The organism is Ruegeria sp. BE3 (genome assembly GCF_056538865.1).
Genome location: NZ_JBQFTW010000003.1, coordinates 25,659 through 39,560, shown reverse-complemented (window position 1 = coordinate 39,560; position 13,902 = coordinate 25,659). Strand labels below are relative to the sequence as shown.

Annotated in this window: 14 protein-coding genes; 5 read left to right on the top strand and 9 right to left on the bottom strand. The window is 55.9% G+C overall.

The annotated features are described in order from the left end of the window. Positions 1-26 precede the first annotated feature (26 nt). Positions 27-824, bottom strand: coding sequence for an ABC transporter ATP-binding protein (locus ACR0AZ_RS09880; RefSeq protein ID WP_480473252.1), 798 nt, complete (start codon positions 822-824; stop codon positions 27-29). Positions 825-901: 77 nt separating this feature from the next. Between ACR0AZ_RS09880 and ACR0AZ_RS09875 the strand changes: the two genes are divergently transcribed. The 4 genes from ACR0AZ_RS09875 to ACR0AZ_RS09860 are packed head-to-tail and all read left to right on the top strand — an operon-like array spanning position 902 to position 5,126. Continuing rightward, positions 902-1,558, top strand: a complete 657-nt coding sequence (locus ACR0AZ_RS09875) for a TetR/AcrR family transcriptional regulator (protein ID WP_480473254.1) — start codon at positions 902-904, stop codon at positions 1,556-1,558. Then, positions 1,555-2,739: a pyridoxal phosphate-dependent aminotransferase gene (locus ACR0AZ_RS09870; protein ID WP_480473256.1), complete on the top strand. Its 1,185-nt coding sequence runs from the start codon at positions 1,555-1,557 to the stop codon at positions 2,737-2,739. The genes ACR0AZ_RS09875 and ACR0AZ_RS09870 overlap by 4 nt, the downstream gene beginning before the upstream one ends. Next, positions 2,736-4,340: a 5-guanidino-2-oxopentanoate decarboxylase gene (locus ACR0AZ_RS09865; RefSeq protein WP_480473258.1), complete on the top strand. Its 1,605-nt coding sequence runs from the start codon at positions 2,736-2,738 to the stop codon at positions 4,338-4,340. Before ACR0AZ_RS09870 ends, ACR0AZ_RS09865 begins: the two co-directional genes overlap by 4 nt. A 3-nt stretch (positions 4,341-4,343) precedes the next feature. Beyond that, positions 4,344-5,126 (top strand): dimethylarginine dimethylaminohydrolase family protein, encoded by a 783-nt coding sequence (locus ACR0AZ_RS09860; RefSeq protein ID WP_480473260.1) that lies wholly within the window; start codon positions 4,344-4,346, stop codon positions 5,124-5,126. 338 nt (positions 5,127-5,464) lie between these two features. Here the strand turns inward: ACR0AZ_RS09860 and ACR0AZ_RS09855 are convergent, their stop codons facing one another. Beyond that, positions 5,465-5,746: a winged helix-turn-helix transcriptional regulator gene (locus ACR0AZ_RS09855; protein WP_480667343.1), complete on the bottom strand. Its 282-nt coding sequence runs from the start codon at positions 5,744-5,746 to the stop codon at positions 5,465-5,467. Positions 5,747-5,872: 126 nt separating this feature from the next. Between ACR0AZ_RS09855 and ACR0AZ_RS09850 the strand changes: the two genes are divergently transcribed. Continuing rightward, the gene (locus ACR0AZ_RS09850) at positions 5,873-6,793 is read left to right on the top strand and encodes an SMP-30/gluconolactonase/LRE family protein (protein ID WP_480667342.1); all 921 of its coding nucleotides are present in this window, start codon (positions 5,873-5,875) and stop codon (positions 6,791-6,793) included. Positions 6,794-6,884: 91 nt separating this feature from the next. Here ACR0AZ_RS09850 and ACR0AZ_RS09845 read toward each other — a convergent pair whose 3' ends face one another. The 7 genes from ACR0AZ_RS09845 to ACR0AZ_RS09815 all read right to left on the bottom strand — a co-directional run bounded on the left by ACR0AZ_RS09845 (position 6,885) and on the right by ACR0AZ_RS09815 (position 13,813). Continuing rightward, a complete protein-coding gene (locus tag ACR0AZ_RS09845; protein WP_480667341.1) occupies positions 6,885-7,043 on the bottom strand; it encodes a hypothetical protein in 159 nt (52 codons plus the stop codon). Positions 7,044-7,085: 42 nt separating this feature from the next. Further along, a complete protein-coding gene (locus ACR0AZ_RS09840) occupies positions 7,086-8,432 on the bottom strand; it encodes a dihydrolipoyl dehydrogenase family protein (RefSeq protein WP_480667340.1) in 1,347 nt (448 codons plus the stop codon). A 270-nt stretch (positions 8,433-8,702) separates the two neighbouring features. Continuing rightward, positions 8,703-9,362 (bottom strand): FMN-dependent NADH-azoreductase, encoded by a 660-nt coding sequence (locus ACR0AZ_RS09835; protein ID WP_480667339.1) that lies wholly within the window; start codon positions 9,360-9,362, stop codon positions 8,703-8,705. Positions 9,363-9,457: 95 nt separating this feature from the next. Then, a complete protein-coding gene (locus ACR0AZ_RS09830; protein WP_480667338.1) occupies positions 9,458-10,729 on the bottom strand; it encodes an amidase family protein in 1,272 nt (423 codons plus the stop codon). Next, positions 10,726-11,613, bottom strand: a complete 888-nt coding sequence (locus tag ACR0AZ_RS09825; RefSeq protein WP_480667337.1) for a polysaccharide deacetylase family protein — start codon at positions 11,611-11,613, stop codon at positions 10,726-10,728. Before ACR0AZ_RS09825 ends, ACR0AZ_RS09830 begins: the two co-directional genes overlap by 4 nt. A 15-nt stretch (positions 11,614-11,628) precedes the next feature. Beyond that, complete coding sequence (locus ACR0AZ_RS09820; RefSeq protein ID WP_480667336.1) at positions 11,629-13,140, bottom strand: amidohydrolase family protein; 1,512 nt, start codon at positions 13,138-13,140, stop codon at positions 11,629-11,631. Beyond that, entirely contained in the window at positions 13,130-13,813 is a 684-nt protein-coding gene (locus ACR0AZ_RS09815; RefSeq protein WP_480667335.1) for a DUF1989 domain-containing protein, read from the bottom strand. The genes ACR0AZ_RS09820 and ACR0AZ_RS09815 overlap by 11 nt, the downstream gene beginning before the upstream one ends. Between the last annotated feature and the right edge of the window lie 89 nt (positions 13,814-13,902).

Sequence of the window (13,902 nt, the reverse complement as noted above, 5' to 3'; positions counted from 1 at the left end):
TGGTTCATTCGTTTGTTTTGACTGAATCAAGCGACCGAGCTGAGGAATTGCTTCAACCGTTCTGATTTTGGGTTACCGAAAACCTCGGCAGGCGGACCTTGCTCTTCAATGCGGCCCTCGAAGAGATAGACAACGTGGCTGGCAACTTCGCGCGCGAACTTCATTTCGTGCGTGACCAGCAGCATGGTGCGGCCTTCGGCGGCCAGATCGCGGATCACGGTCAGAACCTCGCCCACAAGTTCGGGATCAAGCGCCGAAGTCGGCTCATCAAACAGCATGACCGACGGGTCCACCGCCAGCGCCCGCGCGATGGCGGCGCGCTGCTGCTGGCCGCCCGACAGATAGGCCGGATAGGTGTCGGCCTTATCGCCGAGGCCCACCCTTTTCAGCAATTCATGCGCCCGCGCGATGGCCTGAGCCTTAGGCACCTTCAGCACATGCACCGGGACCTCGATCACGTTTTCCAGAAGCGTGCGATGGGTCCACAGGTTGAACTGCTGAAAAACCATGGCCAGCCGGGTGCGGATACGTTCGATCTGTCGCCGGTTCGCGGGGTTGCCATCGGCGTGCATTTCAATCAGTTCACCCCCGATGGTGATCTTGCCCGAGCTCGGCGTTTCCAAGAAGTTGATACATCGCAGCATGGTGGATTTGCCAGAGCCTGATCCTCCGATGATGGCAACAACATCCCCTTTGTTAGCTGTCAGGGACACGCCCTTCAAAACCTCTAGCGAACCGAAGGATTTGTGCAGGTCTTCAACCTTAATCGCCTCATTGGACGCAGTTGCTTCGGGTGGGGATGTTGCTGCTTCGGCTGTGTCCATATCCAACAATCTTCTGATTTCCGCTTGCAGTAAGCCTCGAAAATCGCAATTATGCAAGTGTATAATAACACCCAGCCATGGATGAACCGGACGTGCAGGACCAAATCCGCAAGTTTACACGTGAGTCCGCCGAGTTTCGGCGCGAGGCGCTGATATTGGCGACTCTGAACCTGATAGCTGAGATGGGTGTTCGCGGGGCCACCGTACGAGAGATTGCAGCCCGCGCGAACGTGACCCAAGGGTTGATCCGCCATTATTTCTCTTCAAAGGAAGAACTGGTTCAGGCTGCGTATGAGCACCACATGAATACGCTGACCGATCAGACAGCGGCTTCGTCAGGAACGGGAAGCGCGGTATCTCAGTTGACAAACTTCGTTGACGCGTCGCTGCGACCACCGATCGTTGATCCAAGCGCCGTAGCCTTGTGGGCTGGCTTTCTGAACAAGGTGCAGAATGATCCGAAAATGCAAAGCATTCACCAACAGACCTATGACTATTTCCGGGGTCACCTTGAGGAGCTGATCGTTGCCGCATTGCAAGAAACCGGGCGCTCGGTCGCAGCGTCGGAGGCAACGCAACTGGCTATTGCCTGTAACGCGGTGATCGACGGCCTCTGGCTGGAAGGGGGTGCGCTTCCGGATGCCTTTTCCGAAGGACAACTGGCACAGATCGGACTGGACTCTGTCGGCGCTATTGTCGGGATTCCGTTGACGAAAGAGGTGGAGCAGCCATGAAAACCACATCAGTGACCGAAAGGTTAGCAGGCCTGGGTGGCGCCAAGTGGGGCGTACATCTAAAAGCCCGCGACCTTATCAAAGCCGGCGCGGATATCGTCGAGATGACGATTGGCGAACCGGATGTGCCTGTGCCCGATGTGTTGGTCGAGGCCACCGTGACCTCACTACGTGCGCAGCGGACAGGGTATTCCAACGGACGCGGTGAAGCTGGACTGCTCGACGCGCTTGCCGTGCGCTATTCAACCTCTCGCGGGCGGGCTTTTTCACTCGAGAACTTTCTCTGCTTTCCCGGGACACAAACCGCCCTGTTCACAGCGATGGCTGGAGTTGCTGAGGCAGGTGATGAAGTTCTGGTTGGTGACCCGATGTACGCAACATACGAAGGGGTCATACGCGCCTCGGGTGCGGAAATGGTTCCCGTTCCACTGCATCCAGAGCACGGGTTTCGCATGCAGGCCGGAGATATCGCGGCGCGGATCACGCCGCGCAGCCGCGCCATTCTTCTAACCACGCCCCATAACCCAACAGGTGCAATCCTGACTGCTACGGAAATTGCCGAAATCGGACAACTCGCGATAGCGCATGATTTGTGGATCATCTCGGACGAAGTTTATGAAGATCTGATCTTTGACGAGGCCGAATTTGCTTCACCATTGGCAGACCCGAAACTGGCGGATCGTGTCATAGGTGTATCATCCATCTCGAAATCACATGCTGCCCCAGGGTTTCGTAGCGGTTGGTGTGTCGGACCAGCAGCGTTTTGTGAAGCGCTGCTGCCGTATTCCGAAACAATGCTCTTTGGCAATCAGCCCTTCATCGCGGACATGACCGAAAAGGCAATCCGCGACGGGTCCGAGGTTGCGCCCGGCATGGCCGCTCGTTTCTCTGGCCGCGCCACCCTGCTGGCTGATCGTCTTGAAGCAGAAACGGATCTGACGGTTCATCGCCCAGAGGCGGGAATGTTCGCCCTCATCAACGTTTCTGCCACCGGGTTTGATGGCGAAGATTATGCGTGGGATCTGTTGCAGGCCGGGGTGGCTGTCATGCCAGGGTCCGCTTTTGGCAACGGTCTGAAAGACTGGGTCCGGGTCGCGCTGACGATTAGTGACGCCGATTTTGCCACAGCGGTTTCTCGCATCATTGATCACGCCAACAGCAAATCACGCGAGGTTGCATGAGCGGAATGACAATCGGTGAAGCTTTGGTTGCCAAGCTTCGCCAAAGAGATGTGACCTGCGTCTTCGGAATTCCGGGCGTTCACACGGTTGAGCTGTATCGCGGGCTTGCGGCCTCGGGCATTCGTCATGTTACGCCCAGGCACGAGCAGGGTGCCGGTTTCATGGCTGATGGCTATGCGCGTGTTTCGGGGAAACCAGGTGTGACCTTTGTGATCACTGGCCCCGGGTTGACCAATACGCTGACGCCCATGGCGCAGGCGCGCGCTGATTCAATTCCGATGTTGGTGGTCTCTGGTGTCAATAAAACCGCTTCACTTGGCAAGGGCTTGGGACATCTGCATGAATTGCCAGACCAACTGGGGCTGGCCAGAACAGTTGCGTTGGTGTCAGAACAAGTTGCTGACACCCAAGCGCTGGACCCGGTTTTGAACCGTGTTTTTCACAGCCTGACAGATGGTCGCCCGGGACCCGCGCATATCGAGATTCCATTGGATATCGCGGCTTCTGAGTATCAAGAAACGCCAGTTGAGGCATTCGACCCAAAGCCCTCGTTCAACCAAGCACAGATCACGAAGGCTGCGAAGCAACTGACTGAGGCAAAGGAAACTGTCATTCTGGCGGGTGGTGGCGCAAAACGTGCAGGGCCCGGTCTACGGGCATTGGCCGAAGCGCTGGATGCCCCCGTGGTGCAGACTGTAAATGCGCGCGGCTTGATACACGGGCATCCTCTGACCGTTCCAGCCAGCCCCAGTCTGAACGCGGTTCGTTCACTGATAGAAAGCGCCGATTGCGTACTAGCTTTGGGAACCGAGCTGGGGCCGACCGACTACGATATGTACGACACAGGCCAATTTGCTAAAATGCCGGGCCTTATCCGAGTTGATCGGTGCGCCAATCAACTGGCCCGTCATGACGCAACGCTTACCATTCTAGGTGACGTTGACTTGGTTGTGGGGGCTCTATCCGAAGCTTTACCGCATGAAGCAAAGCAAAACGGCGGAGCCGAACGAGCCAACAAAACACGCAAAGCCGCCTGGGAGGAGATTGGTGCGAGTTATCGCGATCAGGTAGAAATCCTGAATGCAATTCGCTCTACCGCGCCGAATGCGCTCATGGTCGGTGACTCAACTCAACCGATTTATGCGGGCAATCTTTTCTACGATCATGACCGCGCAGGTGGCTGGTTCAATTCAGCAACGGGATATGGTGCTCTCGGATATGGGATACCTGCAGCCATCGGCGCATCGATCGCCGATCCAACCGCACGGGTTATATGTATTACCGGCGACGGAGGCGCGCAGTTTTCATCGCCTGAGATCATGGCGGCGGTAGACGAAAAACTGCCGATTACCTTCGTGATCTGGAACAATCGCGGGTACCGGGAAATTGCCACGTCGATGCAGGATGTGGGCGTGACCGACATCGGATGTGAACCTTCGCCCCCCGATTTTGCTGCAATGGCAAAGTCCTTTGGTATTCCATTCACCACGGTTCCACCCGAACCGCAGACCATCGCGCAGGCGTTGCGCAAAACTGTCGCCCGGGGCGGGCCGGCAATGATCGAAGTCTCCGCTCCGCCATTCGAACCTCAGAAAGATTGAAACATGTCAGACCCAACCTTTGAATTTTCCCGCGCCATCACCCGACGCCCGGCCCCAACCATTGCCAGCGGATTGCGCGCAAAAGATATCGGCAACCCAGATTTCGACGGGATGGTGGCAGCGCATATGGCTTACGTGGCTGCCCTGAAAAGCACTGGGGCTGAGGTAATCGAACTTAAGCCCCTCGACGCATTCCCTGACGCGCAGTTTGTCGAAGATACGGCCCTTTGCCTTCCGCAAGGTGCTGTGCTGTTGCGACCCGGCGCGCCTTCGCGAATGGGTGAAGTGGCCGAAATGGCACCGACACTTCAAGCACGCTATGAAACGGTCTTCGAAATCAAAGGTCCGGGCCATATTGAAGGCGGAGATATCCTTGTGACTGGTCGCGAGATTCTCGTGGGTCGGTCTGACCGCACGGATGCAAATGGTGTCGCCGAACTCGCTAAGATCACCTCGGACTGGGGCCATAACTTGCGCGAAGTGTTCACCCCTGAAGGTGTATTGCACTTCAAGACAGATTGTTCCTTGATGGATGCCGAGACAATCCTGTCGACCCGTCGATTGGATGCATCGGGTTGCTTTGAAGGCTACCGGGTATTGTATGTAGCCGACGGCGAAGAAGCAGCCGCCAACGCAATCCGCTTCAACAATTTGGTGTTGATGGCCGCTGGCTTCCCGCGCACAGCAGAGATGTTGGATCAGGAAGGGTACTCGGTCGTTGAAATCGACAATACCGACTGTGCAAAGCTGGACGGTGGCATGTCATGTCTTTCGTTAAGGTTTTGAAGCGTTTGTCGCAGACTTTTGGCCATTGGGGTTCTTGAAGCTAATAAACAATTGAACCGTCCAAATTAGTTCCACTGACCAGACATCTGTTGATCACGCGGCAATCGACATATTGGGCTCATTCCGGACCTCGGCGCCATTGCAGCACAGTTCCCTGCTCCGCTGTCAGCTCATTGGGTAGAACCGGCCCTAAGCCGACCTTGGACGTGGGTCGCCAATGCTGCATTCGCAGCCTGCTTTGTTGACATTCGCTGCGAACGCATCGCTGCAGCTGGTTCAGGTGATTGAAAAGCGAGACAAACCGAACTTTCAATCAATGGTTCTGAACGTCCGCTCTCCTATTCCCGAGCATGTAAGTGTTTCGCCCATTCCTTACTGAAGTCTCCGAGTGGACAGAGATGATCATAGAGGTGTTGTCCCAGATCAGTCGACGCATATCCTTCGGCAACGCGATGAACAAATCCCGCCGCTTGAAGCTCTTTCAGTCGGGTGTTGAGTGCCGCAGGTGAGATTGTTTCGCACTCTTCTTGCAGCATTCGGAATGTGCATGGGCCAGCCTCGCTCAACGTCCAAAGGACTCCCATAGCCCAGTACCGTCCAAGCAGGTCGAACAGAGCCATAATGGGCGCGCCGCTTTTTGAGCCACGGACAGGCTGACCTGGTATCGGTATCTTAGTCACTTGCTATACTTTCTGTAGCGATTTATGTTGCTATGTAATTTGTAGCAACCCGAGCCAGTATTGCCAATGACCAAGACTGATACTTACGAAGTCCGTGATGATCGGTTCAAACGCAGCATCAAACTGGATGAGCCGATCGACCAAATCTGGACAGGGGGTAAATGGACAGAAGGACCGGTGTATTCTCCGACGTTCAGATGCCTGATTTGGAGCGACATTCCCAATGATCGACGGCTCCGCTGGGACGAACTAACCGGAGCAGTCGGAGACATCCGCTCAGGCCTCGGATGCTACACGAATGGCTCAACGCTCGACCGGCAAGGGCGGATCGTGGCATGCGAGCATGGGACGCGCAGTGTCACCCGGATTGAGCATGATGGGTCGGTTACGACTCTGGCCAGTCATTTCGAGGGAAAGCGGTTCAACAGCCCCAACGATGTTGTGGTGCGATCAGATGACACGATCTGGTTCAGTGATCCGGCCTACGGGATAGAGTCTGACTACGAAGGGTTTCAGGCAGACCCAGAGCTTGACGGTGAACATGTCTATCGTCTCGATCCGGCCACCGGCGATGTCACACAAGTGACTACTGACTTCGCCTGTCCGAATGGACTTGCATTTTCGCTAGACGAGCAAACGCTCTATATCGCTGACAGTGGTGGCACGCGTTACGCAAGCGGAGAGCATCATATCCGCGCGTTCTCCGTTGGTGCAGACGGCAAGCTCTCAGGCGGGGATGTCTTTGCTGAATGCGAAGAAGGCGTCTTTGACGGATTTCGGCTCGATACCCAAGGCCGTATCTGGACGAGCGCAAAGGACGGCGTTCATTGTTACCACCCGGATGGCACGCTGCTGGGCAAGATTTTCGTCCCAAAAGAGGTCTCGAATGTTTGCTTTGGCGGGCCGAAACGCAATCGCCTGTTCATCACCGCCTCCACAAGCGTATATGCGGTCCTCCTGCCAACAACTGGCGCTTTGCTGTTCTGATGGCAGAGACTTTTGTGCTGAAGGCCCGCACGGGCCGCGCGTTTCGTCTTGTCCAAGGCGCACAATTGAGAGTTACCAATACCTTCGGCTCTCAGGTAATCGACGCGCGGGCGTTCATGGCTGATGACATCGACTTAACTGCGTTCTGGGCCAGCAAGGCAATACGGTATCCGTCCTGTGCAAACCGGCGGGCAACCGATGCTCCGGTTCCGTCACCGACACCTGTAATCAGACAGACTTTATCGTTCATGGCGGCTCTCCTTTGGGAAGGATCAGCTTGTATCAAGCTGCTCTAAATCAAGGATTTCATATCCGCAGCGAAGGTCGGAAACGCATATAGCGAGGACTTGAGATCGCTGGCAGAGATGCCGTGACGCATGGCCATCGCAAAGAGATGAATCAGTTCGTCACCGTGATGGCCCAGAATATGAGCACCCAAGACTTGATCGGTACTCTTGTCGACTAAAACCTTGGACCAGGCTGCCGTTTCCGCATAGGTCTTGGTGGAAAACCAACCGGACATATCAGAAACCGTAACTGAGACATCGAGACCCTTTTCCCGCGCTTCGGCTTCAGTCAGGCCCACGGTGCTGAGCGCTGGAACGGTGTAGACGGCGCTGGGGATCACGCTGTAATCCGGCCTTTTAGTTGGTCCATGCACGATGTTGTGGCCGACAATCTGACCCTCATACGTTGCGATGGGGGAAAGTTGAGCGGAGCTGGTGACAGCATCGCCCGCAACCCAGACTGAAGAGTTGGAGGTGGACCGCATCGTATCGTCGATCAGAATGCGAAGTCCGTCATGCCCGACACCGGCGGCATCGAGGTTAAGCCCGTCGATATTGGCGACGCGGCCTGCGCCGTTGACGACCCGCTCGGCTAAAAGACTTTGGTTTCTGCCGTCATGTTCGAATTCAACACGCAACCCGTCGGCAGTCTTCTCGATTGCCGTCACCGATACTCCGGTTTTGACCGCTACGCCCAGGCGTTCGGTTTCCGCTTGCAGAGCCGATACGGCGTCACTGTCCATACGCGGCAGCAACTGTGGCAACGCTTCAAGGATTGTCACCCGCACTCCGGCTCGCGCGTAGACATGACTGAACTCCATGGCAATGACGCCGCCGCCAATGAAGACAACTTCTTTCGGCACTGTCGCATCGGAAAGAACTTCGTCGGACGTGATCATGTGCTCGGTGCCGGGAATAGGCAGAGGCCTTGGCTTCGATCCTGTTGCGATAACGATGTCCTTGCCATGTATAACCTGACCGTCGACCTCAACCTCGTTCGGCCCGACAAAACGCGCGGTGCCTCGAAAGACATCACCGCGTTTTTCGGCCAACCCCTGCATGGCTTCAGGGATGAAACCAATCAGGTCTTTCTCTCGGTCGATCAGTTTCGTCCAATTGAGCTTTGGCTTGCTGACTTCGATCCCATGGATGGGGGCTTGTTCGATCTCGTGCATTGCATGGGCGGCCGCCACCAGAACCTTTTTTGGCGTGCAGCCGCGATTGGGACAGGTCCCGCCGAAATCGCGCGCTTCGATAAAAGCAATCGATTTTCCGGCTCCATGTGCCACGGAGGAAACACCGAACCCTGCATTGCCCCCACCAATAATGATCACATCATATGACTCGCGCATATTGTTACTCCTCTCGTTCTAATTTCCGATTGCGGATCTTTGTCTATAGAGATCACATGGCGGAACCGAAACTTTCGGTGTGGATCTGCTCGGCGGGAACGCCTTGGCTTTCCAGGTCAGCCTGCACGTCGCCCATGAAACTGACTGGTCCGCACAAAAAGTAATGCGCGTCAGGTTTTTCGATCAGTCAAGCACGCAACGCTCCGGTGACGCGTCTCCGGGAATTGTAGTCGCGGCCATAGACATCTCCAGTTGCCGGTCTGCAAACGGTTAGGCAAGCTCACGCGCAATATGACGTGCCTGGGCCTGAGCTGAGGCGACCGAAGCTTTGTGACGCTCATCCGCGAATTCCTGATACTCGGCCGCAGCTTCGAACATGCGTTCTGCGCCTAGGTACTTGCGCAAGGTGCCTATATGCGCAGAAAGGTGGCCCGAGTCATTGCGAATCCCACCGTTCTCAAAGCCGAATTCGCCAGCCGATGTCAGCAGCACCAGTGTTTTTCCGGACATGATCGGTTCCAGAGGGAAGTCGCCGCGCGCCAAATCAAACGTAAATGTCTTATTGATCCGGATGATCTGATCAAACCAAGCCTTCAGGGCTGCGGGCATGCCATAGTTATACATGGGCGTCGAAATCAGAAGGATGTCGGAGCGGTCGAGCTCTTCAATCAGCGTATCAGACAAGCTGACCAAAGCGCTCTGTTCAGGAGTGCGTTCTTCATCCGGTGTAAAGACGGACGCGATCCAATCGTTGGAAATGAAGTCCGGCGGGGTCATTCCGACGTCACGCACAATAATTTCGACGTCCGGATCAACCGTTTTCCATTCTTCCACGAAACTGTCCGCCAAAGCGCGGGAAATGGAGTTATAGGCCGCAACAGGGTTGTCGGTGCGGCGCACGCTTGCGTCAATTCTCAGGATTGTGGTCATCTTGTCACCTAGTCAGTTTGCAATGAACCATTCAAAGGTGAAGCCAGAGACGCACAGGTACAAATGAAGAGAATTCTGAATAGAGTGAGCTGACCTCAGCCATCTCTAATCGCTGAAAAAATCTTCTCCAGATGAGACGACGTCGCAAGTATATCCGCGTCCCTGTTTGCGCCGCCGCTCAAGGATAGGCTGACCCCCGGTCTCCGTTCTCCAAATGGAATGGAAATTGTTGGGGCATTGAGGAAAGCGGCTTTCATCGATACCGACAGGATACGGGCGTTTTCCCGTGCAAAGACCCCTTTACCGCGGGTCACGGCTTGAACAGACGGCGGGTACGACGGCAATGTCGGGTAAAGCAGCATCTTCCCTGCCAGTTCCCTGCCAAAGTCTGAGATGAGTGCCCGCCGGATTTCCAGCAATGCCTGCAGATCTGTGCCAAGGATTGAAGCCGCCTGAGCAAGGCGATCCTGCACATTTGGGTCCAGTCTGGCCTGCTGGTCTCCGACCAAGCTTGGCAGAATACGAAAGGCTTCGGCACTCACCAGCGTTCCATAGGTTTGGAAGATCTCCGTGACACGAGTGAAACTACGGATATCAACCCTTTCCAATTCGATGCCATGATCGGACAATTGCTGCTGGGCCTGTTCGTACATAGCCCTGATTTCCGGGGTAAATCCCACCAGGGCGTCTTCCCTCAGGCACAGAATATGACGGCAGGCGTCCCCGGTTTCTTTGCAATCCGACAAAACGCGATCTACAGCGCAAATCTGACTGACGTTAAAAGCGAGTGAGCCTGGCGTATCCAGAGAAGGCGCCAGTGGTAAAATCCTGGCGCTTTCATAACGGCCCATAGTTGGGCGAAACCCCACCAGGCCCTGACAGGCGGCCGGAATGCGCACGGAGCCGGAGGTATCTGTGCCCAATGCGATGTCGGCCAAGCCCAAGGCAACGGCTGACGCCGATCCGCTCGAGGACCCTCCGGGCACCAGTGTGCTATCCAACGCATTTAGAGGGGTGCCGAAATGCGGATTAACTCCGAGCCCGGAGAAGGCGAACTCCGACATGTTCACATGACCCAGAATGATCGCGCCCGCAGAACGTAGCTTGGCCACGATCGGGGCGTCATTGTCTGCTGGTTGAGGATCGATGGCCAAAGATCCCGCATGGCTTCGGAGCGCTTGCACGTCGATATTGGCCTTCACCGCAAGAAACTGGCCGTCCAACGGGCCAAGCAGGCTCCCTGCGGCCTGCCGCGCGGAGGCGGATCGGGCATCATCCAACAGTCTATCTGGCGCAACGCTAAGGAATACCTCGCGCTGCGCGTCGAGCGAAGCCACGAAGTCGCGCGCCCGTTGAAGGATATTCATGTCGTCAGAGCCGGAGCCTTATAATAAGGCAGTTCTTCAACCCGTACGCTTTGCCGGTCTGCCTCATATTGCGTGCGCACGTGCTGCGCGATCTCTCCGAGAGTGGCGAACCAGACGTCACCCCTGTTCAAGATGGTTTCCATCCAGTCTTCCACCTGCCGCCACCGCGCCAAACGCCCGGTCAGGAAGGGATGCCAAATACCGATCCAGAAGCCACCTTCTTCGTATTGGGCTTCGAATTCCTCCCAAAATGGGGTCAGCCCGGCGCGTGGCCCGGCGACGGGCATCATGTAGCCAATCTCCTCAAAATGGGCGAATTGCGGCCAGTCGTCGGTCCCCCAATGCGGTGGAAGTTCGACCAAAGTCCGCCCGCCGGATCGCATGAGATATGGCACATCATCCGCCATCAGCGAACTGTCATAATCGAATTTATGCTTGTTCAGCAGGTCGATGATGGCTTGCGTCACATTGTAAACCGGTGCGCGATAGCCTTTTGGCACATTGCCCAGAACCCGCTTATGCGACTCCAGCGCGCGTTCAAACCAATAGGCTTGTTCAGACGCGCTGTGGTTTGTCGGGTCTTCGTGCAAATAGCCATGATGGCCGATTTCATGACCATCTTTCAGGATGGCTTGCATAGTATCTGGATATTGCTCCACGACCCATCCGGGTGCGAAGAAGGACTGTTTCAGCCCGAGGCGTTTGTAGGTTTCTAGAATCCGAGGGATGGCAACCGTCGGCCCGTAGCGCCCCATCGAGATCGGATACAGGCGATCATGCCCGTCGACCGGCTTTGCGATATGGATCAGGCTGTCCGCATCGATATCAAAGGTGATCGCACAGGCGCATCGCGCGCCGTTTGGCCAGATTATCTTTTTCTGCATGGTCTTGCTCCTCTGTCACAATTGCGGGGCATTGTTCGTCAGCCAATCGTCATACCAGCGCTGCAATGCGGATTTGACGACGGCATATTCACTGGCGCTCAGCCTTTGATCCGCGGCGCGCTGCATGCTGTCGGTGATGTTTTGAAGAATTTTCTTTTCGTCGCACTTTTGGGCCTCGCCGTGCGAAACGGCCAGTTGTCCGCCGGTGAAGACGCTCTGGATGTCCGTGGATTTTGCCGAGCTGACCAACAGCTCAACCGGATCAATGCCGGGGTTTAACCAGGGACCTTCAAGACGGTCCAGGCGCAGGATCACAAAGTCGGCGCGTTTTCTAACGGACAGGCTTCCGATGCTGTGATCCATACCCATCAAACGCGCGCCACCCAAAGTGGCCATGTCGAAAACATCCTTCGCGGTCAGGCTAGGGTTCGCCCGATCACTCGACCAATAAAGGCTTTGCGCCAGACGCATTTCGGCGAACATATCGTCATCGCCTGCCAGGCTGGTCCCATCCATCCCCAGTGCGAGGTTGATGCCCATCCGCTTCATCAATGGCGCGGGTGCAATGCCGGACCGCAGCCGCAAATTGGAGCTAGGATTGCACACAATATGCGCGCGCGCCTCGGCGACTCGCGCCAGATCTTTTTCGTCCGCCCAGACCATATGCGCCAAAGACAAGCCGTCAGTGAGCAGGCCAGCTTTGCCCAATTCTGCGATGGCACCCTGAAAACTCCAGGCTGTAGCCGACAGGTGCTGCAGCCGAGACTCTTCTGCATGGGTGTGAATGCGCTGGCCGCTTTCGCGAACCTCCCTGGCAATGTCGCGAAGGATCTCTCGGCCCGTCCAATGCGGTGCCGTGGGGCCAAACCACACATCAGCGCATTCAGATGCCGCGTATTCGCCATTCATCCGGGACAGAAGCCGTACAAAGCTTTGCGGTGCAATACGTGTACGCGCAACGTGTTGGCGTTGCAGTTTGCATCGCAGAACCTCGGGCAAGGTGGTCAGAAACGACTGGCTTTGCCCATATGGATGCACAAGCTGGTTGTGCCATCTCTCGCCCGGCGCGATGGCACAGGACAGGCCAAGCCCATTATATACGGCGATTTTGTCCCTTATCTTCACTTCGGCAATGGCCGTTGTCTGACCCGTGGTGCCAGCATCCACAACAGCCGTTACCCCATTCTTCAGCAAGCGCATTGCCGCGTATTCGGTGGCGAGGCGCGGCGCAATGTCGGCTGCGCCAGCGGAGGCGAAAATCCAAGGCTCTAACAGGTCATCCCGTATCCCTTGGTTGATCAGGTTCACCCCATAACAATGGTGATGAGCATTCACAAACCCGGGCAGGATCGCCGTGTTTGTGTCCGAGTGCACCCTTGCGCTGGGATAACGTGACTTCAATACGGCCAGAGGTGCTAAGCCACCTATTCTACCGTCTAGAACATAAAGAGCGAAGTCGTTGTGACTGTGAAAAGCATCTTCGATGATCCAGCGGGCAGAAAATATGTCGCCGCCATTAGCCGTCATGAACAACAAATTCCAGCGCGCTGGGTTTGCCTTCGTCCCCATTGACTGGAGTGATATCTTGCGGGCAGGCCGACATCACGGCGTAGACTGGCATCTCAGCTTTGAATGTCATGCTATCCCCCGCCTTTGACACCGGCGCAGCCCAGGCAAGGCTGCCATCAGGGTGAACTGGGACGTTCATCCACAGATTGAAGGGCGCTGGCACATGCGGTGCTTTTTTCCCGATAGCAAGCAAGGCCTGCCTCAAGTTGTCGGCGCAATTGTCGTGGTAATCAGTAACGCCCAATTGCTTGTACCGGTTGGCATCGCAAGCGGCGACCGTTGTGTCATGCACACCCGGCGATGTGTCTTGGGTCAGCGTCAGAAGAGGATTGCGCAGATTGCTGACCAACCTGTCACCGACCTTTGGGAAAACAGACAGAAGATCCGGATGCACATGCGGCATAGACAAATATTCATGCAGCTCTGCCGCATTGAACGCCCAGAAATCGCAGACTTGCCAGCCGGTCGGATTGGTGATGGTCAATGTCTGCCCGGCTGTCAAACGCACCGCGACACCGCAACGTGCTGGCACTGTATACCGTTGTGCAATGACCGGGACGCCGTCGGCAGAGACCGTGCTGTCCAGAGTTTGATTGAAACCATGGGGTTGGGAAGGGTCAAAACTTTGCATGTGCAAGAACTCCTGGTTAGGGGTTCAGAAACGCATGCTTCTCGGCAATTTAGAAATGACAAAAATTCAAGCGACGGATTAGATCGTTG